The organism is Streptomyces sp. NPDC058086, assembly GCF_042885015.1.
Taxonomy (GTDB): domain Bacteria; phylum Actinomycetota; class Actinomycetes; order Streptomycetales; family Streptomycetaceae; genus Streptomyces.
Map to the genome: position 1 here is coordinate 70155 of NZ_JBHVST010000037.1, position 24864 is coordinate 95018.

Annotated in this window: 22 protein-coding genes, 1 rRNA gene and 1 riboswitch; of the genes, 6 read left to right on the forward strand and 17 right to left on the reverse strand. The window is 69.2% G+C overall.

Features of this window, described 5'->3' with window-relative positions:
- Positions 1-63: 63 nt before the first annotated feature.
- Together ACFVWD_RS27235 and ACFVWD_RS27240 are read right to left on the reverse strand one after the other, a co-directional pair.
- Positions 64-1074, reverse strand: coding sequence for a DMT family transporter (locus ACFVWD_RS27235; RefSeq protein ID WP_389599771.1), 1011 nt, complete (start codon positions 1072-1074; stop codon positions 64-66).
- A gap of 46 nt (positions 1075-1120) precedes the next feature.
- Positions 1121-1750 carry a Clp protease N-terminal domain-containing protein gene (locus ACFVWD_RS27240; protein WP_389599772.1) on the reverse strand — a complete coding sequence of 210 codons (630 nt, stop codon included), beginning with the start codon at positions 1748-1750 and terminating at the stop codon, positions 1121-1123.
- Between the two features lie 329 nt (positions 1751-2079).
- On the opposite strand from ACFVWD_RS27240, the gene ACFVWD_RS27245 reads away from it, so the two are divergent.
- The gene (locus ACFVWD_RS27245; protein WP_168489938.1) at positions 2080-2508 is read left to right on the forward strand and encodes an SRPBCC family protein; all 429 of its coding nucleotides are present in this window, start codon (positions 2080-2082) and stop codon (positions 2506-2508) included.
- 101 nt (positions 2509-2609) lie between these two features.
- On the opposite strand, the gene ACFVWD_RS27250 is transcribed toward ACFVWD_RS27245, so the two are convergent.
- Entirely contained in the window at positions 2610-3263 is a 654-nt protein-coding gene (locus ACFVWD_RS27250) for a PadR family transcriptional regulator (RefSeq protein WP_168507102.1), read from the reverse strand.
- Positions 3264-3438: 175 nt separating this feature from the next.
- On the opposite strand from ACFVWD_RS27250, the gene ACFVWD_RS27255 reads away from it, so the two are divergent.
- Complete coding sequence (locus tag ACFVWD_RS27255) at positions 3439-4254, forward strand: PhzF family phenazine biosynthesis protein (RefSeq protein WP_389599774.1); 816 nt, start codon at positions 3439-3441, stop codon at positions 4252-4254.
- Positions 4255-4377: 123 nt separating this feature from the next.
- Here the strand turns inward: ACFVWD_RS27255 and ACFVWD_RS27260 are convergent, their stop codons facing one another.
- Positions 4378-5178, reverse strand: a complete 801-nt coding sequence (locus ACFVWD_RS27260) for a CPBP family intramembrane glutamic endopeptidase (RefSeq protein WP_168489941.1) — start codon at positions 5176-5178, stop codon at positions 4378-4380.
- Positions 5179-5377: 199 nt separating this feature from the next.
- Here ACFVWD_RS27260 and ACFVWD_RS27265 point away from each other — a divergent pair, with 199 nt between their 5' ends.
- On the forward strand, positions 5378-7147 hold the full coding sequence (locus tag ACFVWD_RS27265) for a substrate-binding and VWA domain-containing protein (RefSeq protein ID WP_389599775.1): 1770 nt from the start codon (positions 5378-5380) through the stop codon (positions 7145-7147).
- A gap of 189 nt (positions 7148-7336) precedes the next feature.
- Here the strand turns inward: ACFVWD_RS27265 and ACFVWD_RS27270 are convergent, their stop codons facing one another.
- Complete coding sequence (locus ACFVWD_RS27270; protein WP_389599777.1) at positions 7337-8857, reverse strand: glutamate-cysteine ligase family protein; 1521 nt, start codon at positions 8855-8857, stop codon at positions 7337-7339.
- 537 nt (positions 8858-9394) lie between these two features.
- Here ACFVWD_RS27270 and ACFVWD_RS27275 point away from each other — a divergent pair.
- Entirely contained in the window at positions 9395-9979 is a 585-nt protein-coding gene (locus tag ACFVWD_RS27275) for a hypothetical protein (protein ID WP_389599779.1), read from the forward strand.
- Between the two features lie 391 nt (positions 9980-10370).
- Positions 10371-10577: a DUF5999 family protein gene (locus tag ACFVWD_RS27280; RefSeq protein WP_054229126.1), complete on the forward strand. Its 207-nt coding sequence runs from the start codon at positions 10371-10373 to the stop codon at positions 10575-10577.
- Positions 10578-10676: 99 nt separating this feature from the next.
- On the opposite strand, the gene gcvP is transcribed toward ACFVWD_RS27280, so the two are convergent.
- Entirely contained in the window at positions 10677-13562 is a 2886-nt protein-coding gene (gcvP, locus tag ACFVWD_RS27285; RefSeq protein ID WP_389599781.1) for an aminomethyl-transferring glycine dehydrogenase, read from the reverse strand.
- Positions 13563-13742: 180 nt separating this feature from the next.
- Positions 13743-13838: riboswitch (glycine riboswitch) on the reverse strand.
- A gap of 114 nt (positions 13839-13952) precedes the next feature.
- On the opposite strand from gcvP, the gene ACFVWD_RS27290 reads away from it, so the two are divergent.
- Positions 13953-14324, forward strand: coding sequence for a PRC-barrel domain-containing protein (locus ACFVWD_RS27290; protein WP_389599782.1), 372 nt, complete (start codon positions 13953-13955; stop codon positions 14322-14324).
- Positions 14325-14415: 91 nt separating this feature from the next.
- On the opposite strand, the gene ACFVWD_RS27295 is transcribed toward ACFVWD_RS27290, so the two are convergent.
- The 11 genes from ACFVWD_RS27295 to rrf form a co-directional block, all read right to left on the reverse strand.
- A complete protein-coding gene (locus tag ACFVWD_RS27295) occupies positions 14416-15810 on the reverse strand; it encodes a DNA polymerase IV (protein WP_389599784.1) in 1395 nt (464 codons plus the stop codon).
- 44 nt (positions 15811-15854) lie between these two features.
- The gene (locus ACFVWD_RS27300; RefSeq protein ID WP_389599786.1) at positions 15855-16499 is read right to left on the reverse strand and encodes a MerR family transcriptional regulator; all 645 of its coding nucleotides are present in this window, start codon (positions 16497-16499) and stop codon (positions 15855-15857) included.
- Between the two features lie 311 nt (positions 16500-16810).
- Positions 16811-17284: a bifunctional nuclease family protein gene (locus ACFVWD_RS27305; protein ID WP_006123076.1), complete on the reverse strand. Its 474-nt coding sequence runs from the start codon at positions 17282-17284 to the stop codon at positions 16811-16813.
- An 86-nt stretch (positions 17285-17370) separates the two neighbouring features.
- A complete protein-coding gene (locus ACFVWD_RS27310) occupies positions 17371-18135 on the reverse strand; it encodes a MerR family transcriptional regulator (RefSeq protein WP_389599788.1) in 765 nt (254 codons plus the stop codon).
- Positions 18136-18177: 42 nt separating this feature from the next.
- Positions 18178-19143 (reverse strand): FHA domain-containing protein, encoded by a 966-nt coding sequence (locus ACFVWD_RS27315; protein WP_389599790.1) that lies wholly within the window; start codon positions 19141-19143, stop codon positions 18178-18180.
- Positions 19144-19204: 61 nt separating this feature from the next.
- Positions 19205-20047: a DUF881 domain-containing protein gene (locus ACFVWD_RS27320; RefSeq protein WP_389599792.1), complete on the reverse strand. Its 843-nt coding sequence runs from the start codon at positions 20045-20047 to the stop codon at positions 19205-19207.
- A 5-nt stretch (positions 20048-20052) separates the two neighbouring features.
- Complete coding sequence (locus tag ACFVWD_RS27325) at positions 20053-20385, reverse strand: small basic family protein (protein ID WP_003988855.1); 333 nt, start codon at positions 20383-20385, stop codon at positions 20053-20055.
- The gene (locus tag ACFVWD_RS27330) at positions 20382-21287 is read right to left on the reverse strand and encodes a DUF881 domain-containing protein (RefSeq protein WP_389599794.1); all 906 of its coding nucleotides are present in this window, start codon (positions 21285-21287) and stop codon (positions 20382-20384) included. The genes ACFVWD_RS27325 and ACFVWD_RS27330 overlap by 4 nt, the downstream gene beginning before the upstream one ends.
- 98 nt (positions 21288-21385) lie before the next feature.
- Positions 21386-23881 (reverse strand): sugar phosphate nucleotidyltransferase, encoded by a 2496-nt coding sequence (locus ACFVWD_RS27335; RefSeq protein WP_389599795.1) that lies wholly within the window; start codon positions 23879-23881, stop codon positions 21386-21388.
- Positions 23882-23997: 116 nt separating this feature from the next.
- On the reverse strand, positions 23998-24606 hold the full coding sequence (locus ACFVWD_RS27340; protein WP_054229135.1) for a CDP-alcohol phosphatidyltransferase family protein: 609 nt from the start codon (positions 24604-24606) through the stop codon (positions 23998-24000).
- Between the two features lie 166 nt (positions 24607-24772).
- Positions 24773-24864, reverse strand: a 5S ribosomal RNA gene (gene rrf / locus ACFVWD_RS27345); the annotation flags it as partial.

Sequence of the window (24864 nt, forward strand, 5' to 3'; positions counted from 1 at the left end):
CCGGAGGGCCCGCCTCAGGCGGCCGGAGGCGGCAGAACGAGCGTCGAAGGCATGGTCAGCACCTTAGACGGCGGTCCCGTGGACCGACAACTCCCTCTCGGCGTCGCTCCCGCCACTCGCGACCGGCCCGTCCGAGGGCTTCGCGGGCGCCGACGACTGTGCGATGAACGCGCCGACCAGCACCACCGCACCGCCGAGGATCTGCGGCGCCGAGAGATGCTCACCGAGCAGGACCCAGGCGAGCACGGTCGCGATGACCGCCTCCAGGCAGGCCACGACGCCCGCGACCTGCGGGGAGAGCCTGCGCACGGAGAGCACTCCGGTGACGTAGGCGACGACGGTCGCGATCAGCACGATCCAGCCGAGCAGCAGGGAGGCGGCGACGGATGTGCCGTTCATGTCCGCGCTGCCCCCGAGCACCGACCAGTCCATGGTCCAGGGACGTGCGACGACCGTCAGCACGAGGGCGCCGACGAGCAGGCCGTACGCGATGACGCCGAGTGGGTCCGGTGCCTCCTCGCCCGCGTCGCTGCCCTGGTCGGACAGGACGAAGTAGCCGACCTGGCAACAGGCGGCGCCCAGCGCGAGAAGCAGCCCGACGGCGTCGAAGCTCAGCCCGGACCACACCTGGACGACACAGGCGAGCCCGCCGACCGCGAGGACGACCCCGAGCGCCGCGGCGCGTGTCACAGGCCGGCGCTGCACGAACCGCACCCAGCCGAGCACGAGCGCCGGCGCGAGGTACTCGACGAGCAGTGCGACACCGACGGGGATACGGGAGATCGCGGCGAAGTAGCAGGCCTGGACGCCCGCCACGGCGAGCAGTCCGAACCCGACGAGCAGCGCGGGGCGCCGCCGTACGAGAGCGCGATGGCGCACGGCCAGGGGCAGCATCACCAGCGCGGCGCCCGCGACCCGCAGCCACACCACGTGGAGCGGGTCGAGCCCCGCCTCGATCAGCGGCTTCGCCGCGACACCCGATCCGCCGAAGGCGACCGCCGACGCTAGCGCGAGGCCCAGCCCGACGCCCTTCCCACGGTTGTCCTGACTGCCCTGAGAGGTATGCACCGCCACATGATGACAGGCGACGACATGAGCGTCACCCCCAATGACACCTGTCTCAACGGTTGGACCGGCAGCCCTGGTCGCCACCACCGACGTACGTCTCGAAGTCGGGGCGGAACTCGCACGCGAACTCGTCCTCGATGTCGAAGGCGTTCTCGATGCGCACAAGCAGCGTCTGGACGTCCACACCGGCCCGCCGCAGGACCTCGACGGCCCGCGACTGCGGATCGGTGACGATCGCGGCGAGCAGATCGAGACAGCGGGCCCGCTCGTCACCGCGCAGTTCGGCACGCTCGCACGCGCTCTCCATGGCACCGGCCGCCATCGGCGACCAGCCCGCCTCGGCCACGACCGGTGACCAGCCCGCCTCGGCGACGACCGGAACCGCCCCCGAGTCCTCGACGCCGCTCTGCCAGCGCAGTCCGTAGCCGATGCTGCGCTGCACGAGATAACCGAGCAGCCGGGCGACCTGCGGGGCGCCGTCGAAGACGGTGCGCACCTGGGGGTCGGCCTCCAGAAGTGAGTGCAGCAGATGGGCGGTGTCGATCTGGCGGTCGCCGTCCCGCAGCGCCCGCCTGCGCGCGCCGGAGACCACCGACGCCAGCTCGGCAGCGAGCCTGGCATCGAGTTCCGTGCGGTGGGAGCCGCTCTCGGCGGCCGGTTGCTGGGGGATACGCGGTGGCACAACCCCTACCCCATCAGTCCCGGCGACCCGGGTCATCCTCGGTGGGCAGCATCTTCACGTCCCACACAGGGTGGGCTTGCGCGGGTACGTTCTCCTCCTCACGGATGACTTCGCACCGTTTTCGCCTCAGGGCGCGCGCCGCCTTGGCACTGCCACGAGGGGCCCTTCCCGCACGCATGGGACCTGTTCGACGCGGCGGTGACACGTCGGGTGGGCCGACTTCACAATTCCTGACGGTTCATCAGTATTGAATGTTCCGAGGGCTGCGGCTACGTTCCGCGACACCGTAGCTGCGCCGGGCGCAGCGCCTGACACAAAGGGGTGGTCGCATGGCCGAAGTCAGCGCGGAAGCACGCATCGAGGCGCCTGCCGAGAAGGTCTGGGCGCAGCTCACGGACTTCTCCTCGTACGGCGAGTGGAACTCGACCCACACCAACTTCCCCAAGGGCGGCCCCGCCTCACTCGAGGTCGGCGGCACCTTCCAGGAGAACATGAAGCTCATGGGCTTCCCGGCCGAGGTCGAGTGGACCATCGAGGAACTGGAGCCCGTCCGCACCCTGGCCATCCGCGGCAAGGGTCCGATGGCGGTGACCGTCGCCACCCGCTACACCCTGACCCCCGACGGCGACGCCACCTCGGTGCGGATCGACGGGGAGTTCACCGGCGCGGCCGTCTCGCTGATGGCGGGCAAGCTCAAGGACTCGGCGACGGCCGCCCTCAACGAATCGCTGCGCAAGCTGGCCGGACTGGTGACCTGAGTCCCGCACCTGCTCCGAGACCCGCGCCCAGCCCCCGTACATCGACAGGCGCCCCGCGGAAACACTTCCACGGGGCGCCGTCAGGTACCACAGCATGCCCGTCAGTCCTCGTCGGCGAGGATCAGGTACAGCTTCTTGCGGGCTTCGTTGATGACCGCCAGCGCCTTGTCGCGCTGGTCCTTGCTGCCGGTCTTCCAGACCTGGCCGAAGGCCTCCATGAGACCGAAGCCGGCCTGCCGGATCTCGTGCAGCGTCTCCCAGTCGACCCCGCGCCCGGCCTCTTCCCACGGCGCCTCGGGACCCGCCTCGGCCGCTGCGCGGCCTTCGTCGGTGAGCGAGAACAGCTTCTTGCCACCCTCGGCCGCGCTGGTGATGAGACCCTCGTCCTCCAGCAGCTGGAGGGTCGGGTAGACCGAACCCGGGCTGGGCTTCCATGCCCCGCCGCTGCGCTCGGCGATCTCCTGGATCATCTCGTAGCCGTGCATGGGCCGGTCCTTGAGAAGGGCCAGGATCGACGCGCGTACGTCACCGCGCCGCGCCCTGCCGCCCGGACCGCCCCGGCCGCCGCGCCGGCCACCCCAGGGGCCCGGCCCGAAGCCGAACCCGGGGCCGCCGGGGCCACCGCCCGGACCACCCGGTCCGAAGGGCCCGAAAGCCCCACGCCGCCCTTCGAAGCGGCCGCGGTCACGCGGACCGGGCCCTCCGTGTCGGCCATGTCCACGTTCGAATCCAAATTCCTGTCCTTGGGGACGCATCGCCATCACTCCATTCACTCGTTGATCGGTCGCGATGCGTCAACGATATATCGGAATAGCTCGCCTGACAAGACCCGAGGATCCGGGCAGGTCAGGGGGCCGGACTGCCACAACCGGTCCAGATCCCCGGAATTGGCCTTGTCCCGCGGCCCGCTCGGGCCGCTAGCGTCGGGGCATGCGGATTCGAATCGTCGACGCCTTCACCGACCGTCCCTTCACAGGCAACCCGGCAGGGGTCCTCCTCCTCGACCACGACACCTTCCCCGAGGACAGCCGGCTCCAGAGCATCGCCCTGGAGGTCAACCACGCGGAGACGGCGTTCGCGCACCGCCTCCCCGAAGGCGGCGACGCCGACTGGGCGCTGCGCTGGTTCACCCCCGTCGCCGAGGTCGCGATGTGCGGGCACGCGACCCTCGCCACCGCACACGTCCTGCGCACCACGGGCGCCCACACGGGACCGGTGCGGTTCGCCACGCTCAGCGGCGTGCTCATCGCCACGCCCCACGAGGACGGTTCCCTGACGCTGGACTTCCCCACCGCTCCGCTCACCCCGGTCGAGGTCCCGGACGGCGTCGCCGAGGCCCTGGGCGCCGAGCCGCTCACGACCCTCGACACCGGCCCGAACACCGGCGACCTGCTGATCGAGGTCGCCGACGAGAAGACGGTCCGGGGACTCGCCCCCGACCACAGGGCCCTCGCCCGGTACTCCGAGCGCGGCATCATCGCGACCGCCCGCGCCGAAGACCCCTCCCAGGGCTACGACTTCGTCTCGCGCTGCTTCTTCCCGAACGTCGGCATCGACGAGGACCCGGTCACCGGCAGCGCCCACACCGCCCTCGCGCCCTACTGGTCCGAGCGCCTCGGCCGCCCCGGCCTCACCGGCCTGCAGGCCTCCCCGCGCTCCGGCCTCGTCCGCACCGAGCTGCGCGGCGACCGTACGCTCCTCACGGGCCACGCGGTCACGGTCATCGAGGGCGATCTGCTCGCGTAGCGACGCACGAAAGAGACGTACTGAGGCACACGAGGCGCACGAAAGAGACGCACGAAAAAGCCGTACAAAAAAGGGGCGTACGAGACTGTCGTACGCCCCTTTCGGACCCGCTCACCCCGCTGCTCAGGCGGTCGGCAGCCAGCCCACCTTCCCCGCCAGCAGCGCGTATCCCACGAACGCCCCGATGTCGAGCAGCGAGTGCGCCACCACGAGCGGGCCGACCCGGCCCCACCGCCGGTACAGGTAGACGAAGACCACGCCCATCGCCATGTTCCCGATGAAGCCGCCGATGCCCTGATAGAGGTGGTACGAGCCGCGCAGCACCGCGCTCGCCACCAGCGCGGTCCCCGGCGTCCAGCCCAACTGCCCGAGCCGGCGCAGCAGGTACCCGACGACGATGACCTCCTCCAGTACGGCGTTCTGCACGGCCGACAGGATCAGTACCGGGTACTTCCACCACACGCCGGGCAGCGCTTCCGGCACCACGGTCAGGTTGGCGCCGAACCCCCGGGCCGCCAGATAGAAGGCGATGCCCGTGCTGCCGATCACCGCCGCGATCGCGGCCCCCCGCCCGAGGTCGGGCCAGGGCCGCGTACGGTCGAACCCGATCACACGCAGCCCCTTGCCCTCCCTCATCAGAAAGTGCGCGACCAGTGCGACCGGGACCAGGGCCGACGCGATGCCGAACAACTGCCAGGCCAGATCCAGCCAGGGGCGACCCGGCGCCGCCGAGGCGTTGAGCGTGGCCGCCTGGTCCTTGAGGCCTCCCGGTTTGGTGACCGACCCGACAAAGCTGATCAGCGCGGACACTCCGCTCGCCCCGAGCGACAGGCCCAGGACCAGCAGTGTCTCGTCCCGGAAAATCCGTCGCGTCAGCCGCTCCTCGGGAAAGGAATCGGCCACCGACCCCGCCTCCACCTGCACTCCCGCCTCCAGTTGAGTAATCCCGCCTCATCCCCATCTTCGCCCCGCTAGGGTCTCGAAAGAAGTTGCGAAGATCGTGTGCGACAGGCCGTCGGGGGGACGGACGCCGTACGGGCGTACCTCCCCCTCGCCTTCTGCCTCACGGCTGTTTCTACGGCTTTCTCGCGACTCCGGCTCATTCAGGGAGGGCACCACCGTCATGGGACGTCACAGCTTGCCCGATGCGTACGGGGCGGGCGCGGCCGACCCCCGTCCACGCGCACGCCGCCGTACGGTGGCCATCGCGACGGTGCTGGTTCTCACGGTCGCCGCGGGCACGGCGGTCGCGGTCCGTGGTGGTCTGCTCTCCTTCGGCTCGTCCTGCCGGGACAACGCCATACCCCTCAAGATCACCGCGTCCCCGGACATGGCGCCCGCCCTCAGGGCCGTCGCCGAACACGCCCGCGACCACAACATCACTTCCGACGGCCACTGCATCGCCGTCACCGTGACGGCCCGCGAGTCGTACAAGGTCGCCGACGCACTGAGGTCGGGCAACAAGTCCGACGTCCAGGCGTGGGTGCCGGACTCCGCCCTGTGGGTGAGCCGGGTCACCGGTGAGAGCAACGCGACGCGGGTGACCGCGGCAGGCAGCGTCGCCTCCTCTCCGGTCGGCGTCGCGATGGTCCCGTCGGCCGCGAAGTCGCTGGGGTGGCCGGAGAGGACGTACACCTGGACCGAGTTGGCGGGCGCCTCGATGCAGGACGACCGGCTGAGGCTCGGTGCGGCCGACCCGGTGCACAGCGCGGCCGGCCTGCTCGCGCTGACCCAGCTCGGCACCGCCGCGGCCGCCATCAAGGGAGGTGACGCCCAGGCGGCGGCCATGGCGAAGACGCTCTCCCAGCGCACGTCCGCCAGCGACAGCCAGGTCCTGGCCACCCTCCCGCACGACTCCTCCCGCACCGAGCAGGGCAACCCGAACCGCAACCAGGCGCTGATCCTCTCCGAGCAGTCGGCGTTCGCGTACAACTCCTCGGCCGACAGAGGCGCCGGACTCGACCTCTTCTACCCGAAGGACGGATCACCGCGGCTCGACTACCCGTTCACCCTGGTCGACGAGTCACGGCTGAACACCGACACGAGCCGTGCCGCGCTTCGGTTCATGACGCTGCTCGGCGAGTCGGACGGGCGGCGGATCCTGGAGCGGTACGGGTTCCGCACGGACGACGAGAAGGTCTCGCCCGCGCTGGTCACCAAGGCCGGCGGCCGCGCCCCGCAGCCGTTCGCCGGCGCACCGCTCGAACCCGCCCCGGCGAAGGCGGTCGACGAGGCACTCGGCACGTGGACGATCACGGTGCAGAGCGCCCGGATCACCACGGTCGTCGACGCCTCCGCGTCCATGGCGCAGCCGGTGCCCGGCACCGGCCAGTCCCGTATGGACGTCACCAGGGCGTCCCTGCTGCAGGCCCTCGCGACCTTCACCTCGGAGGACGAGATCGGGCTGTGGAAGTTCTCCACCCGCCTGGACGGCGACCGCGACTACCGGGTGCTGGTGCCCACGGAACGCCTGGGCGACCGCAAGGGCAACGGCACCCAGCGGGACAGGCTGTCGGCGGCGTTCAGCTCCCTGACTCCCGTCCCGAACGGCGCGACGGGCCTGTACGACACCACGCTCGCCGCGTACAAGGCGGCCACCTCCTCCTACGTCAAGGGGAAGTTCAACGCGCTGGTGCTGCTGACCGACGGCGTCAACCAGGACCCGGGAAGCATCTCGCGCTCCGCCCTCGTCACCCAACTGCAGAAGCTCACCGACCCGCGGCGCCCGGTGCCGCTCATCGCGATCGCCGTGGGCCCGGACGCCGACAAGGCGGAGGTCCAGGAGATCGCCAAGGCGACCGGCGGCTCCGGCCAGCAGGTCAACGACCCCACGCAAATCCACTCGGTGATCCTCAAGGCGATCGTGGCAGCGGGCAGCCAGAGCCAAGGCTGACACCCCCCCCCAAAAAAAAACCACCACCACAGCCCACCCTGCCCTGGGACACTCCCGCGGGCCATCCCGGGCCAGGAACCCTCACACAGGCCATCCGCCCCAACCACACCGACGACAGGCCGCCTGGCTCCGGGGACACCGGCTCGGGGAGCTCATCCCCGCATCCCCACTACGACCAGCCCGCCCCGATCAGCCCAGAGGTACCGGCTCCGGCAGTCCCACCGGCCAGGTGTGCACGGGCTCACCGAGGTGCATCAACTCGCCGTAGCGCCGGGTGGTCGCGGCCAGCGCGGCATTCCTCCCGAGGCCCTTCTCCAGCGCCTGGTGGAAGGTGGCCGCCTGCCAGGTCGCCCCGTTCGCCCGCAACCGGCACCGGTCCTCGATCACCCCCAGGTAGTAGTCCCGGTCGGCCGGCTCGACGCCCCATGCATCCAGCCCCGCCGCGGCGAGCGGCAGCAGTTCGTCACGGACCAGGTGCACGGCCTCGACCTGCGCGGTGGTACCCCCGTACCGTCCCCGCCGCGGCCATTCCAGACGCGCGTCGATGCCATGGCGGCAGGCCGCGTCGAAGTTGGCCGCCGCGGCCTCGAACGACAGCCGTGTCCACACGGGCCGCGCCTCCTCGGCGAGCGCGCGCACGACCCCGTAGTAGAACGCCGCGTTGGCGACGACATCGGTGACGGTGGGACCGGCGGGCAGCACCCTGTTCTCGACGCGCAGGTGCGGGACTCCGTCGGCGACGTCGTACACGGGCCGGTTCCAGCGGTAGACCGTGCCGTTGTGCAGCACGAGTTCGGCGAGCCTGGGAATGCCTCCGGCGTCGAGGACCGCGAGCGGGTCCTCCTCGTCGCTGATGGGCAGCAGAGGCGGGAAGAAGCGCAGGTTCTCCTCGAAGAGGTCGTACGCCGAGGAGATCCACCGCTCGCCGAACCAGGTGCGCGGACGCACCCCCTGAGCCTGGAGCTCGGGCGGCCGGGTGTCGGTGGACTGCTGGAACAACGGCGGCCGCGACTCACGCCACAGCTCACGGCCGAACAGGAAGGGCGAGTTGGCACCGATCGCCACCTGCACGGCGGCAACGGCCTGCGCCGCGTTCCACACGTCCGCGAAGCGGGCCGGAGTGACCTGGAGATGCAACTGCACGGAGGTGCAGGCGGCCTCGGGCGCGATGGACTTCGACGTACAGACGAGGCGCTCCACCCCGTCGATGTCGAGCACGAAGTCCTCGCCGCGGGCGGCCACGATCTGATCGTTGAGCAGGGTGTAGCGATCGACGTCCGACAGGTTCGAGGAGACCAGGTCGTCACGGTCGAGGGTCGGCAGAATCCCGATCATCATGATTCCCGCGTCGAGTTCGCCGGCCTTTCGATGGGCATATGCGAGCGAGGTGTGCAACTCCTCGGCGAGCCGGTCGAATACCCGGCCGTCCAATCGATGTGGGGCTATGTTGACTTCCAGGTTGAACATGGCAAGTTCTGTTTGAAAGTCTCGGCTCGCAATCCTTTCGAGTACTTGCGCATTCATCATCCTGGGCATGCCGTCGGGCCCGGCGAGATTCAGTTCGATCTCCAGCCCCATGAGATTCTTCGGGCGATCGAACCGCTTCTCCTCCAGCAGCCGCGCCAGCCCCGTCAGACACTGCCGGAGCTTGCCTCGGTAGTGCCGGCGATCGGACAGGTCGTACGACCCTGCCACGACCTTCTCTCCCATCGAAGCGTCCCTCCTCGAATGGGCAGACCGATCCTCCGGCCCCTGCCGTCCCGGAGGATGATGCCCAGGCAACACGATCGATAACGCCCTGTACGGCCTCGTCGACCGCTACCCTGGTACCCGTTGTCCGGAGGCACATTCACGGGGCATGAACCAGGGCACAGTTTCAGCCTGACACGATCTCGTGAAAAACGCCGACGAGAATCGGCCGACCGCTCCGACAAAGCAATCCGAGGTCACCGGCGGGCCCCGACACGGAATCGGGATGAACTTCTCGTTTCATCGACCGAATATCGCCTTGCTCTTCATATTCAGGACAGCTAGATGAAACACCACCTGAACACGTGTCGTATAAACTCCGCAAACGAGGCGGAGAGTTGGCGCTCGCGGTCCTAGGTCCTGTCGTCGAGGTGACGTGCGGCAGGCGACATCCTGTCGGCAGATCCAGACCCCTCGCCCCTCCGACCCCGAGAGCTGACAGCGCCGTCCGCCCCCGCCCTCGCGCCACTGTGCCTGTCGAATGAGAGGCGACCCACCATGCCGCTGCATGTCCCCCCGGCTCCCTCGCCCGCCCTGCGCACCGTCCTCACGGCACTCGGTTCCCCCACCGCAGTCCGCGAGGCCCGCACCCCGTCCCTACGTATGGCCCAGGGACCCGTCACCCCCGAACTCCCGTTGCCCGTACACGTTCTGGACCGCATCACACCGGCCGGCGCCTCCGCCACCCGGCTCGCCGGATGGCGCTTCCTGATCCGCTGCGGCGAGCGGTCGGTGGCCGCGGCCGACACCATGCTCACTCCCGACGGCTGGGCCTTCTCGCACTTCTTCGAAGGCCCCTACATCGCCTCCACCGAGCGCGCCCTGCGTCATGCCGAGAACATGGGCCAGCCGTACCAACCACGGCTGTTGTCCGTTCCCGAGCTCTACATGCTCACCCTCTGGCTGCACGGCGACTGCGCCGCGGACGGCGCCACCGGGCACCCGGCCGCCACCGATCTCCTGGTGCCGCTGGCGCCCGCGCCGCCCGGTATCGCCGCGCATCGCCCGCACCGCGTCGCCGAACTCCTCCCGGTCCTCACACACCGGCTCAGCCCCGCCCCACTGCTCAGCTCGCCCGCGTAATCACCCACCCGCAGAAGCACACCGAGCGCATCGCCCCGTGCCCCGCCACCGTTGTCCCGGTCGCGGGGCACGTTGCCGCCCGAGCCCGTCCGCTCGTTCGGGCCCCACAGCGCTCGTACGAGGGAGAACGCCCCTCCGCCCCGACCGGACTAGCCCCATCCGGCCACCGCGAACCCCCCGAAGGGACCGTGCAGTTGGACTGAACCGTCCGCACGGGTGACGCGTCTCCAACCTGTGAGGAGCGCTGCTGCGAAATCCCTGCGGATTGACGCCCGTAGGGCAACACTGGGTTCCAAACACACACCACCGGGGGGCGGCCATGAGCACTTCAAGCCGCGGGAAAGACACCACAGCCACCACTCATCTCTCATCCCAGCGAAAGATCCCATCCATGTGCCAGCACCAGCCACCGTGTCCGACAGCCGAATCAGCCGACCGGGAGTCCGCCCGCCTCGTGGCGCACCACCCGGAGCAGGGATGGAGCCTGCTGTGCAACGGCGTTCTGCTCTTCGAGGACACCGGTGAGCTCCTGCCCGACGGCCAGATCATCGCCCCGCACCGCCCCCAGGGCAGCGAGCACGTGATGACGGCCGCCTGAGCCGCACAACCGGGTGGCGGTGACCGTCACCCAGACATGGAGAGGGGCCGGCCCGGAGACGTGATCTCCGAACCGGCCCCGACGCGTATCCGAGGGTGACTACTCTTCGTAAGCGTCCAGCGGCGGGCAGGAACAGACCAGGTTCCGGTCGCCGTACGCCTGGTCGATGCGGCGCACCGGCGGCCAGTACTTGTCCGCGGCCGAGACACCGGCCGGGAAGACGGCCTCCTCGCGGGTGTACGCGTGCTCCCACTCGCCGCCGAGCGCGGCGGCGGTGTGCGGCGCGTTCCGCAGCGGGTTGTCCTCGGCCGCCCAGACGCCCGAGCCGACCTTGTCGATCTCCGCGCGAATGGCGATCATCGCCTCGCAGAACCGGTCGATCTCGATCAGGTCCTCGGACTCGGTGGGCTCGATCATCAGCGTGCCGGCCACCGGGAAGGACATCGTCGGCGCATGGAACCCGTAGTCGATGAGCCGCTTGGCGATGTCGTCGACGCTGACGCCGGTCGCCTTGGTCAGCGGACGCAGATCGATGATGCACTCGTGCGCGACCAGCCCGCCGGGGCCGGTGTAGAGCACGGGGAAGTGCGGCTCCAGGCGCTTGGCGATGTAGTTCGCGGACAGCACCGCCACCTGCGTGGCCCGCTTGAGGCCCTCACCGCCCATGAGACGGACGTACGCCCAGGAGATCGGCAGAATGCCCGCCGAGCCCCAGGGAGCGGCCGAGATCGGTCCCACGCCGGTCTCGGGACCGGCCGCGGGCTGCAGCGGGTGGTTCGGCAGGTACGGCGCCAGGTGCGCGCGTACGCCGACCGGGCCCACGCCCGGACCGCCGCCGCCGTGCGGGATGCAGAACGTCTTGTGCAGGTTCAGGTGGGAGACGTCACCACCGAAGTGGCCCGGCTTGGCGAGGCCCACCAGCGCGTTGAGGTTGGCACCGTCGACGTACACCTGCCCGCCCGCCTCGTGCACCTGCGCGCAGATGTCGGCGACGTGCTCCTCGAACACACCGTGCGTCGAGGGGTACGTGATCATCAGCACGGACAGCTCGTCGCGGAACTGCTCGATCTTCGCGCGCAGGTCCTCGACGTCGATCTCGCCGTCCTCGGCGGTCTTCACGACGACGACCTTCATGCCGGCCATCACGGCGCTCGCGGCGTTCGTGCCGTGCGCGGAGGACGGGATCAGGCAGACCGTGCGCTGGTCATCGCCGTTGGCCCGGTGGTAGCCGCGTACGGCCAGCAGCCCGGCCAGCTCGCCCTGGGAGCCCGCGTTCGGCTGGAGCGACACCTTGTCGTACCCGGTGACCTCGGCGAGCCGCTCCTCCAGCTCCTGGATGAGCGTGAGATAGCCCTGCGCCTGCTCGGCGGGCACGAAGGGGTGCAGCTGGCCGAACTCGGGCCAGGTGACCGGCTCCATCTCGGTGGTCGCGTTGAGCTTCATGGTGCAGGAGCCCAGCGGGATCATGCCGCGGTCGAGCGCGTAGTCACGGTCGGACAGCCTGCGCAGGTAGCGCAGCATCGCGGTCTCGGAGCGGTACTGGTGGAAGACCGGGTGCGTGAGGTAGTCGTCGGTGCGCAGCAGCGCCGCGGGCAGCGTGTCCTCGGCGATGGCGTCCAGGGCCTCGATGTCACCGTCGACGCCGAACGCGGTCCAGACGGCGCCCACCTGCTTGCGGGCGGTGGTCTCGTCGCAGGCGATCGACACGTGGTCGGCGTCGACGAGATGGAGGTTGACGCCTCCGCTGCGCGCGCCCGCCACGACCTCGGCGGCCCGGCCCGGCACCCGCGCGGTCAGCGTGTCGAAGTAGGCACCGTGCACGACCTCGACCCCGCCGGCCGTCAGGCCCGCGGCGAGGATCGTGGCGTACCGGTGCGTACGCCGCGCGATGGTCCGCAGGCCCTCGGGACCGTGGTAGACGGCGTACATGCCGGCCATCACCGCGAGCAGCACCTGCGCCGTACAGATGTTGCTGGTCGCCTTCTCGCGGCGGATGTGCTGCTCCCGCGTCTGCAGGGCGAGCCGGTACGCCTTGTGTCCGTCGGCGTCCACGGAGACGCCCACCAGCCGGCCGGGCAGGCTGCGCGCGAAGGTCTCGCGCACCGCCATGTATCCGGCGTGCGGACCGCCGAAGCCCATCGGCACGCCGAAGCGCTGGGTCGTACCGATCGCGATGTCGGCGCCGAGCTCACCGGGTGAGGTGAGCAGCGTGAGGGCGAGCAGGTCGGCGGCGACCGTGACCACCGCGCCGAGCTCGTGCGCCTGCTCGATGACGGGCTTCAGGTCGCGTACGGCACCGGAGGCACCCGGGTACTGGATCAGCACGCCGTTGATCTCACGCCCGGCGATCTCGGCCGGGATGCCCTCGCCCAGGTCGGCGACGACGATCTCGACGCCGGTCGGCTCGGCGCGGGTCTCGATGACGGCGACGGTCTGCGGCAGGGTGTCCGCGTCGACCAGGAAGAGGCCCTTCTTGTTCTTGCCCATGCGCCGGGACAGCGCCATCGCCTCGGCGGCGGCGGTGCCCTCGTCGAGCAGCGAGGCCCCGGAGGTGGGCAGCCCGGTCAGCTCGGCGACGACGGTCTGGAAGTTCAGCAGCGCTTCGAGCCGCCCCTGGGAGATCTCCGGCTGGTACGGCGTGTACGCGGTGTACCAGGCCGGGTTCTCCATGACGTTGCGCAGGATCACCGGCGGCGTGAACGTGCCGTAGTAGCCGAGACCGATCATCGAGTCGAGCACCTGGTTGCGGTCCGCGAGAGAGCGCAGCTCGGCCAGTACCTCGGCCTCGGTGCGCGCGCCCGGCAGCTCCAGCGCCTCGGCGTTCTTGATGACGTCCGGCACAGCGGCGGCCGTCAGCTCGTCGAGCGAGCCGTACCCGACCTGCGCGAGCATCTTGGCCCGTGCCTCGGGGTCGGGCCCGATGTGGCGCTGCTCGAAGGGGATTCCCTGTTCGAGCTCGGAGAGCGGAATGCGATGGGCGGTCATTGCGGAGGCCTCCTGGTCTGACACGACCTTCGAGGGGCACCACGGCGCGGGTACCCCGACGGCCTCCCCCTCTGTCATCTCAACCTGAGAGCTTCACCGGACCGCCTGCTCACTGCGACCCGGCTTTCACCGTCGGTGAGAGCGGAGGCCTTCGACACCCGCCCTGCTTTCCAGAGTGACCTCGTCCGTGCGGTACGTGTGCCTGAGAGATTCCGGGGAGGATTTGCTCCTTCGGCGCCTCCGATGATGCCTGGAGGACTCTCCCGCACGGGGTCAGCAGCCGCTTGCCAGCCTACCAGCGAGGACAACGCACGAGCTTTCGAGTGGCCACCTTCCCGAATGTGCTCTTTTGTAGTGCTTACGGATGAGTTGCTAGCGAGTGGAGGGACCGTGCAGACCGACATCGATCCGCGCAACCTGATCGGCCGCAAGGCGCTCGACCGCAACGGCGCCAAGATCGGCACGGTCGACGAGGTCTATCTCGACGACGCGACCGGCGTCCCGGAGTGGGCCGCCATACGGACGGGCCTGTTCAGCAGGGACGCCTTCGTCCCCCTGGAGCCCAGCGAAGTCGTGGAGGGCACACTGCGTGTCCCCTTCGACCGCGCCCTGATCAAGGACGCCCCCGACTTCGGCGTGGGCCGCCACCTCTCCCCCGAACAGGAACTCCAGCTCTACCACCACTACGGCCTGGACGTGACCCCCCCACCGCCACCCCCGGACCGCGACTTCGGCCATCTGGCGGGCACGGACGAGGGTTGACTTCTCAGGATGGGGCCCAGCTGACGCGCCCTGTCGGGGGCGCGGGGAACTGCGCGACCAGCCACATACCGCCCGCAGCGCCAAGCCGACTTCACCCCCCACGGCGATCGCACACGGGCCCCCTCACCAACGGCAACGGATCAGCCAACTCCAACGCAACATCATCCGTACGAAACGTCCGCACACGCCCCGGCTCGGAGTAAGGCGTCTCGAACCGCACGGTCACCCTCCCGAGCCCACTCCCCTGCACCCACCCGTGCCCGAACTCCGCATGCCGCACGTCATGCCCCGCAGGCCACCGCCGCTCGGCGGGCGGCGTCTGCTCGGCAGCCGCTTCCTCCGCCCTCTCTTCGCCCGGCTGCTCCAGTACCGCCGACTCCCCCGCGGCGGCCTCCGCCTCCGCTTGCGCCTGGGCCTGGGCCTGGGCGAACAGGTCCTCTTGCGTGTAGTCGGCGAGCCCCGAGACGCCGACCCCCAGCAGCCGCACGCCCCCGGTCGTGTCCACCGCCTCCAGAAGCCGCGCGGCGGCCTCCCGTACGACGCCGGGGTCGTCCGTCGGCCCCCGCAGCGTCTCGGACCGGGTCAGCGTCGAGAAGTCGTACCTCCGCACCTTCAGCACGATGGTCCGCCCCGACAGCCCGGCGTCCCGCAGCCGCCGCACACACCGGTCGGCGAGCCGCTGCACCTCCAGGCCGACCCGCATCCGGTCGTGGATGTCCACGTCGTACGTGTCCTCCACCGACACGGACTTCGTCCCCCGCTCGGCCACCACGGGCCGCTCGTCGTGCGCCAGCGCCATCGCGTACAGCGCGTGCCCGTGCGCCTTCCCCACCAGCCGTACGAGCTCGTCCTCGCCCGCCTCGGCGATCTCGTCGACCGTGGTGATCCCTGCCCGGCGCAGATGGTCCCCGGTCGCCGGCCCGACACCAGGCAGCGTCCGCACCGACATCGGCCCCAGCAGCGCGCGCTCCGTCCCCGGTTCGATGACCACGAGACCGTCGGGCTTCGCCTGCTCCGAAGCGATCTTGGCGAGCATCTTGGACGCGGCGAGCCCCACCGAACCCGTCAGCCCCGTGACGGCCCGGATGTCCGCGCGCAGCTTCACCCCGGCCAGCCGCGCGGAAGCCTCGTCCCAGGCCGCTTGCCCCGCCTCCAGATCGACGAACGCCTCGTCCAGGCTCAGCGGCTCCACCAACGGCGACAGGGCCCCCAGCAGCCCCATCACCTGCTCGCTGACCTCCCGGTAGAGGGTGAAGCGGGGCACGAGATACGCGGCGTTCGGCGCCAGCCGCCGTGCCTGGGCCATGGGCATTGCCGAGTGCACCCCGAAGACCCGTGCCTCGTACGAGGCGGTCGCGACGACTCCGCGGGGTCCGAGCCCGCCCACGACCACGGCCTTCCCGCGCAGGCTCGGCTTGGCTGCCTGCTCCGCCGAGGCGAAGAAGGCATCCATGTCGAGATGCAGGATCGTAGGCGCGGTTCTCACATCTCCGATGCTGCCCTACGCCACTGACAATGCCTCTGAGGACCTCAGACGGCCCGATTGCGCCGACGCGCCAGCTCGTCCGTCGGGTTGTGCCTGACGAGCGTCTCGCCCGTGTCCACGCGCTCCCCGTGCAGCTGCGAGAGCGCGCTCTCGACGTCCCGCCACACCACGCCCACGGCGATCCCGAAGACGCCCTGGCCGCCCTGCAACAGGGCGTGGACCTCGTCGGGCGAGGAACATTCGTAGACGGTCGCGCCGTCGCTCATCAGCGTCATCCGCTCCAGGTCCCGGAAGCCGCGTTCCCTGAGGTGCTGGACCGTGGTGCGGATGTTCTGCAACGACACTCCCGTGTCGAGGAACCGCTTCACGATCTTCAGGACGACGACATCCCGGAAGCTGTAGAGCCGCTGGGTTCCCGACCCGTAGGCCGGCCGTACGCTCGGTTCGACCAGACCGGTCCTGGCCCAGTAGTCCAGCTGCCGGTAGGTGATGCCCGCGGCGGCACACGCCGTAGGACCGCGGTAGCCGATCTCCTCGGCAGCCGCCACTCCCTCACCGTGCTCGCCAGACACCGCTGTCGGCCGCTGCGGAATGTGATCGGCCGCGCTGCCGTGAAGCGGGTACGGGCTGCTCTCCCCCAGACTTCGTCCGGGGGCACCCCCAGCCGTACCGTCGCCGCTGCTTCTCACGCCGACCTCCGTCCTTGACCTGCCCTCTCGACGGTAGGCAGTCACCGGGGGTGCGTCAACGATCGCCACACTCGGCACGCCGGGTGATAATCACCCTAGGAGTGGTTTCCCGTGTCCCACCGCGGGGAAAGGCTAGCCGAATGCTCTCGGAGCGGGCCGCAGCGCGCCATACGGGCCACGGGCACTTGCCGCCCCGGAGTCCTGCGGTCCATCGGTTTGTCAGGGGGCGGACGCCACGCCCTGACCCACGAGCCCGGCGTCCGATCGCCCACCCGCGGGCGATCGGTCCGGTCACCGGTTGACCGGTCCCCTCACTGGCTGTTGGTCCCGAAGTCCTCGGGCGAGATCTGGTCGAGGAACTCTCGGAACTTCTCCACCTCGTCCTCCTGCTCGTCCGGGATCGCGATGCCGGCGTCGTCGAGCACCCCGTCACTGCCGTAGATCGGCGTTCCGGTGCGCAGCGCCAGCGCTATGGCGTCGGACGGGCGGGCACTGACCTCGACCCCGCTGGCGAACACCAGCTCCGCGTAGAAGACCCCCTCGCGCAGATCAGTGATGCGCACCTCGGTGAGCTCCTGGCCGACGGCTTCCAGCACGTCCTTGAACAGGTCGTGGGTCAGCGGTCGCGCGGGGGCCATGCCCTGCTGGGCGAAGGCGATCGCCGTCGCCTCCCCCGGTCCGATCCAGATGGGGAGGTAACGGTCGCCTCCCACTTCACGCAGGAGCACGATCGGTTGGTTGGAGGGCATTTCGACCCGGACACCTACGACATCGAGCTCGTTCACACAGCAACCCTAGGCCGTGCCCGGGACGTTTGGGTAGTCGGGCACAGAACGGGTGGCCGATCCGGACGCCCACCGGGCACTTCGGGTCAGGGCAGCCGGACGCCCAGCGCGGTCTGCACCAGTGCCGCGTGCAGCTTCACCGTGAGCCCCGCCAGCTCCTTCGTACGGGCCTCGGCGTGCGCCCTGGTCTGCGGATTGCGGTGGCGCCGCAAAGGGGACACCACCTGGTCCACGAGCCCCGCGTCACGGTCCGCCGCGGCCTTCATCGCACGCAAATGGCGCGGCTCGATCCCGAACCGCCCGAGCTCGGCGACGAGCGCGGCGACCGTCACCGCCTCAGCGTCATATGCCCCGTCCGGAAGCGGGGCGAGGAGTCCGTACGACTCCCACTCCTGAAGCTCCTGCTCACCGATCTCGGCGGCGGCCAGCAGCTCCGCACGGCCCACCCGGGCCGCTGTGGGCGCCTCGGGCTCCCCGAAGAGGTCACCGAGCCCACCGAACGGCTCCCCGTCGCCGGAGTCGCGCTGCCGCCCCACGGACGGCAGCCGCACCGGCTCCCCACGCTCCAGAGCGTCCAGATGCTCGCGGATCACCTTCAACGGCAGATAGTGGTCCCGCTGCATCCGCAGTACGTGCCCGAGGCGCTCGACGTCGGCCTGGCTGAACTTGCGATACCCCGAGGGGGTCCGCTGCGGCTCGATGAGCCCCTCCGACTCCAGGAACCGGATCTTGGAGATCGTGACTTCGGGGAACTCGTCGCGCAGCGTGTTCAGCACCGAGCCGATGCTGATCAGCCCACTGTCCGCTGCGGCGGTACCGCTCCCGGCACCGCCGCTCGGTGATCGAAGCATGGACCTTCCTGAGGGTCCCCCCGGACGGAGTCCGGGGGAGGGTCAGATGCCTCGCTGGCTCGCGTAGAAGACCAGCCGGTACTTGCCGATCTGCACCTCATCGCCGTTCGACAGCGGGACCGAGTCGATTCGCTCCCGGTTGACGTACGTACCGTTCAGGCTGCCCACGTCCGCGACCGTGAACGAGCCGTCCGCGGCGCGACGGAACTCCACGTGGCGACGCGACACGGTCACGTCGTCCAGGAAGATGTCGCTCTGCGGATGACGCCCGGCCGTGGTCAGGTCACCGTCCAGCAGGAAGCGGCTGCCCGAGTTCGGACCGCGGCGCACCACCAGGAGCGCCGAGCCGAGCGGCAGCGCGTCGACGGCCGCCTGCGCCTCCGGAGAGAGCGTCGGCATCTGCGTCTGGCCGGTGACCTCGGCATCGTAGGCCTCGATGCCCGAAATGGAAATCGTGGATGTGGTCTCGGACGCACGCTCCGGGACCGCACCGGGCCGCAGCGGCGCACCGCAGTTGGAGCAGAAGCGGCTGTTCTCCGCGTTGCGGTTACCGCACCTCGTACACACCAGGGCCGACATGGACGGATCCTCCTGCCGCGGCTGCCCCCCAGGGGCATGGGACGCGTACGGGTCGGAGGCGAACCCTCCACCCGCACTTGAGGCTGACGGTTCCCCGAAACCTATGCGTCCGGACTGGGCAGGGTCAACAGACGGCGCGCCCTGACCACCGGGAATGTCACCGACCTGGTCCCGGAACAGCGGGCGGTCGCCGCTCTGGCCCTCCGCGTCTCCATGGCGCGGTGCACGGTGTCGGGCAGTCGCGTTGTCGCTGCCCTCTCCTCGTGCGCTCTTGCCGAACAACTTCGCAAACAACTTCACGGGCGATTCCCCTTGACCGAAACAGACCCGCCCGTGGGGCAGGACGAACACTGATCGAACACACCGGTCGACCCGGACATCCTCACAACGTCCGTATCCACCAGACAGTTTCCACCACGCACCACCCATTCGGTGCGCCGACCCCCCGCAACCTCATGCCCTCGCCGGACGACGCCCATGCACTCCCGGTTCACTGGGAGGACGACCGAGCGTAGTCAGGCTGCTTCGCAGCCCGCAAGGCATCCACAATGATCTTCGTCGCACGCTCCACCGTGACGGTGGCCTGCTCCTTCTCGAGAGTCTGTACCACGCCTCCGGGGATGTTGAGCGCCGGCTCGAGGTCTTGCGGCTTACCGATGACCTTGAAACGATAGGGCTGAGTGATCTTGTTCCCGTCGACACTCACGCCCTTGCCGGAGTCGGCCAGATAGGTGCTGGCGACGACCCGTACACCGTTCACCTGGATCGCCTCCGCACCGGCGGCGCGCAGCTCCTGGATCGCGTCAAGCAGCATGTCCGCCTTGACCGTCCCCTTCGTGTCGTTGATCGTCAGCGTGATGCCGGGTCCCTGCGCCGCCACCGTGCCCGCCAGAATGCCGAGTTGCTTCTCCTTCTCAGCGGTCTGCTTGCGGGCCTCCGCAGCCTGGTTCGAGCTGTTCTCCAGCTCGGTGCGCTGATCTTCGAGACCCTGCTTCTCGTCTTCTAGACGCTGCGTACGGTTGTCGAGTTCATCGAGGATGCGTACGAGATCCTCTTGACGCGCGCCGCGCAGGGCGCTGCCGCTGTCGCTGTTGGAGGCCACCTGGACGGCCAGGCCGAAGCCCAGGCCGAACAGAAGCAGGGCGACGATGAGTTGCGCGCGCGTCACCCGCGGCGGCCACAACCCCTTCACGAGCCGCTGCCGGCCGCTCAGCGACGGCTCGTCCTTCTCGTCATGCTGCTCGGGCCCCGAACTCTCGGGCGCCGCGGCCGGGACCTCTTCGGGAAGTTCCCTGCGCAGCCGGTTCTCGGGTGTCTCGCCTTCGTTGCTCATCGGCCTCACGCCCGGAACACGTGCCGGCGGATCGCCGCGGCGTTGGAGAAGATACGGATGCCGAGGACGACCACGACGCCGGTGGAGAGTTGGGCGCCCACGCCCAACTTGTCGCCCAGGAAGACGATCAGTGCGGCCACGACCACGTTCGACAGGAAGGAGACCACGAAGACCTTGTCGTCGAAGATGCCGTCGAGCATCGCCCGCAGCCCTCCGAAGACGGCGTCCAGCGCCGCCACGACGGCGATCGGAAGGTAAGGCTCGACGACCGCCGGAACCTCGGGCCGGACCAACAATCCAGCCACGACTCCCACGACGAGGCCCAGTACGGCGATCACGATGTGCCCTTCTCTGTGCTCGGCTGTGCTGTACGTACGATCACACTCGGTGCGGCGGACAACTGGACGTCCTTTTCGACGGAAATGGCGGTCCGGATGCCGTAGTTCTCCTGCAGGGCGTGCAGATACAGGCCGTCGGCACTGTTCTGGAACCTGGTGCTGAGCCGCTCGCCGTCCCCCACCGCCAGCACCGTGTAGGGCGGCACCAGCGGCTTGTTGTCGACCAGTATCGCGTCACCCGCTGCCCTGATCGCCGACAGTGCCGTCAGCCGCTGCCCGTTGATCGAGACGGCCTCCGCGCCGGACTCCCAGAGCCCGTTGACGACCCGCTGCATGTCACGGTCGCGGACGCGCCCGGTGTCGGAGAACCCGCTGGTCTCACGAGGATTGCCGTCGCCGCCCTCGGTGGCTTCCTTGGCGTCGTTCACGACGAGCTTCACACCGGGCCCGTGGACGGCGACGGCACCCGACAGGACGCCCACCAGATCGGCCTGGCCGCTGCCCCCCTGCTTCTTCAACGCCTCGTTCTGCTTGGCGCTCACATCGTCACGCAGGGTGTCGACACCGCTCTCGAGCTTGTCCGCGGACGCGGTCTCCCGCTCGACGCGGTCGATGAGCTCCTGGCGCTCCTTGGCAACGACCGGGGCGGCAATCCGCGCGTTCGCCGCGCCCACGGTCACCACCAGGGCCGCGAGGACGAGACCGGCCGCGAGGCCCAGCTTCGCCCGCACCGTTTTCGGCATGCCGCCGGCACCCTCGGTCTGCCTACGGGCGGCCGCCTCGGCGTATCCGTCGTCGAGGCTGTGATCCATGACGTTGGTGAGCAGCGACATGGAGGCGTCCGGGCGCGGGGGGCGCGGAGGTGTGCTCCGAATGGGGGGCTGCTGCGGCATGCCGCACATCGTCGCACGTCGCGGGTGCTACCTCCGAATGGCCCCACCGGCGTGCCGGACAGGCCCCTTTGAGGGCACTTGTCCGGCACACGCGCGTGCTGTCCGTTTCAGCGACCTGCGCTGTCCACGACGGCAGCCCACTCGTCGAGCAGGGCCTCCGCGGACGCGTCGTCGGGCCCCTCCGCCCACAGATGCGTCACCGCCTCGGCGGGGTCGGGAAGCACCATCACCCAGCGCCCGTCCGTCTCCACCACCCGTACGCCGTCGGTCGTGTCCACGAACCGGTCCCCGGCCGCCTCCACGACCCGGCGCATCACCAGGCCCTTGACAGCCCAAGGAGTGGCCAGGTCGCGCTTGAGGACATGCGCCCGCGGAATCCGCGCGTCGATCTGGCTCAGCGTGAGCTGCGTCCGCGCCACCAGCCCGATCAGTCGTACGAAAGCCGCCGCGCCGTCGAAGACGCTGCTGAACTCCGGAATGATGAATCCGCCGCGCCCGTCACCGCCGAAGATCGTCGACTCCTCGCGTCCGACCCTCGTCAGATCGTCCGGAGACGTCGTCGTCCACTCCACCTGCGTCCCGTGGTACGCCGCCACCTGCTCGGCGATCCGCGTGGTGGTCACCGGCAGCGCCACCCGCCCACTGCGCCGCTCCGCGGCCACCAGGTCGAGCATGACGAGCAGGGCCCGGTCGTCCTCGACGATCCGTCCCTTCTCGTCGACGAGCGAGAGCCGCTCGCCCACCGGGTCGAAACGCACCCCGAACGCGGCCCGCGCGGATGCGACGATCTCGCCCAGCCGCACCAGACCGGCCCGCCGCGTGTCCGCCGTCTCCGTGGGCCTGGATTCGTCGAGACCGGGATTGATGGTCAGGGAGTCCACACCGAGCTTGCCCAACAGGCTGGGCAACACCAGCCCCGCACTGCCGTTCGAGGCATCCACGACCACCTTCAGACCGGATTCGGTGATGCCGGTGGTGTCGACATTCCTGAGCAGTGATCCGGTGTACGAGTCGAAGACGCTGGCCGGGAAGTGCAGATCCCCGATCTCACCCGGGAACGCACGCCGGTACTCCTGCCGCGCGAACACCCGGTCCAGCTTCCGCTGACCCCCTTGCGACAGGTCGGCACCCTGCTCATCGAAGAACATGATGTCGACGGAGTCCGGCACCCCGGGAGTCGTACGGATCATGATCCCGCCCGCACTGCCCCTGGCGGTCTGCTGACGAGCCACTGGCAGCGGTACGTTCTCCAGGTCGCGGACGTCGATGGCGCTGGCCTGCAAGGCTGAGATGACCGCCCGCTTCAGCGCTCGGGCGCCTCGGGAGTGGTCGCGGGCCGTGGTGACGGTGGAGCCCTTCTTGAGCGTCGTCGCGTACGCCCCCGCGAGGCGCACGGCGAGTTCCGGAGTGATCTCCACGTTCAGGATTCCGGTGACACCGCGGGCGCCGAAGAGATGCGCCTGACCGCGCGACTCCCAGATCACCGAGGTGTTGACGAAGGCGCCGGCCTCGATGGTCTTGAACGGATAGACGCGTACGTTTCCCTGGATGATCGATTCTTCACCGACGAGGCATTCGTCGCCGATGACAGCGCCGTCCTCGATCCTCGCGGCCCGCATGATGTCGGTGTTCTTCCCGATCACGCAGCCCCGCAAATTGCTGTGCTGGCCGATGTACACGTTGTCGTGGACCACGGCCCTGTGCAGAAAGGCCCCGCTCTTGACGACGACGTTGGAGCCGACGACGGTGTGCTCACGGATTTCGGCGTCCGCCTCGACCTTGGCGTAGTCGCCGATGTAGAGAGGGCCTCGCAGTACGGCGTCGGCGTGCACCTCGGCGCCTTCGGCGACCCATACGCCCGGGGAGATCTCGAAACCGTCGATCTCGACGTCGACCTTGCCCTCCAGGACGTCGGCCTGCGCCTTCACATAGCTCTCGTGGGTGCCGACGTCCTCCCAGTAGCCCTCGGCGATATAGCCGAAGACCGGCTTGCCCTCCTTCATCAGCTGAGGGAAGACATCGCCGGACCAGTCGACGGAGACATCGGCGTCGACGTAGTCGAAGACTTCGGGCTCCATCACGTAGATACCCGTGTTGACGGTGTCTGAGAAGACCTGGCCCCAGGTCGGTTTCTCCAGGAAGCGCTCGACCTTGCCCTCTTCGTCCACGATGGTGATGCCGAATTCAAGGGGGTTCGGTACACGCGTCAGGCAGACGGTGACCATCGCACCCTTTTCCTTGTGGAAATTGATGAGGTCGGTGAGATCGAAGTCGGTCAGAGCGTCACCGGAGATCACCAGGAAAGTATCGTCCTTCAACGCCTCCTCGGCGTTCTTGACGCTCCCGGCAGTACCGAGTGGCTTCTCCTCATTGGCATAGCTGAGCTCCATACCGAGCTCCTCGCCGTCACCGAAATAGTTCTTGACCAGCGAGGCCAAGAACTGGACAGTAACGACGGTCTCGTTGAGCCCATGCCTTTTGAGCAGCCGCAGCACGTGCTCCATGATCGGGCGGTTCACCACCGGCAGGAGCGGCTTGGGCATGCTTGAGGTCATGGGACGAAGGCGTGTGCCTTCGCCTCCGGCCATCACGACGGCCTTCATGTCGGAAGCGTCCTCCTTGAAGAGACGACGGTCTAGCCGACTTCACCCGTCCTGATTGTCCCGCAGTTTTCGAGTGCGGGCCATCCGGGCACTTCAGCTGCCCCATCGGGCCGAGCTCAATCGGCCATGGCGTCCGCCCTGAGAAGCCGGCGGACCTGCACCACGTAGAGGACTCCTGCCCACCAATAGAGGGTTGTACCCCACCCGGCGAACGCCCATCCGAAAATCGCGGCGAGTGAAGCGAGCCATCCGCTTCCGTCGCTGAGCAGCAACAGAGGGAAGGCATACATCAGGTTGAAGGTGGCCGCCTTCCCGAGGAAGTTCACCTGCAGCGGCGGATAGCCGTGACGCCGGAGGACTGCCACGACCACCAGCAGAACCAACTCGCGCGCCAGAAGCACAGCCGTCAACCACAGCGGCAGAATCTCGCGCCAGGTGAGCCCCACAAGAGTGGACAGAATGTAGAGCCTGTCCGCCGCGGGATCGAGCAGTCGGCCGAGGCTGCTGATTTGGTTCCAGCGCCGCGCGAGCTTCCCGTCGAGATAGTCGCTGACGCCGCTCAGCATGAGCACGAGCAGCGCCCAGCCGTCACTCTTGGGACCGCCGAACTCCGGCCGGAGGATCAGCCACAGGAAGACGGGTACGCCGACGAGGCGCGCCATGCTGAGGATGTTCGGGATGGTGAGGACCCGGTCCGTCTGGACGCGGGTCTCCTGGACCTCCACCCGGGGGCCTCCTGTGGGAAACGAGCCAACGATGCCCCCTGACCTTACCCGCAGCGCTCGCGTCGAGGTGCGGAGGGGTGGTGGAGCCACCTCGAAAACGGACTTGGCCCTGAACGCAGAAAACCCCCGTACCGTTTTCCCGGTACGGGGGTTCTCCCTAAATTTAGTTCGGCGGCGTCCTACTCTCCCACAGGGTCCCCCCTGCAGTACCATCGGCGCTGTGAGGCTTAGCTTCCGGGTTCGGAATGTAACCGGGCG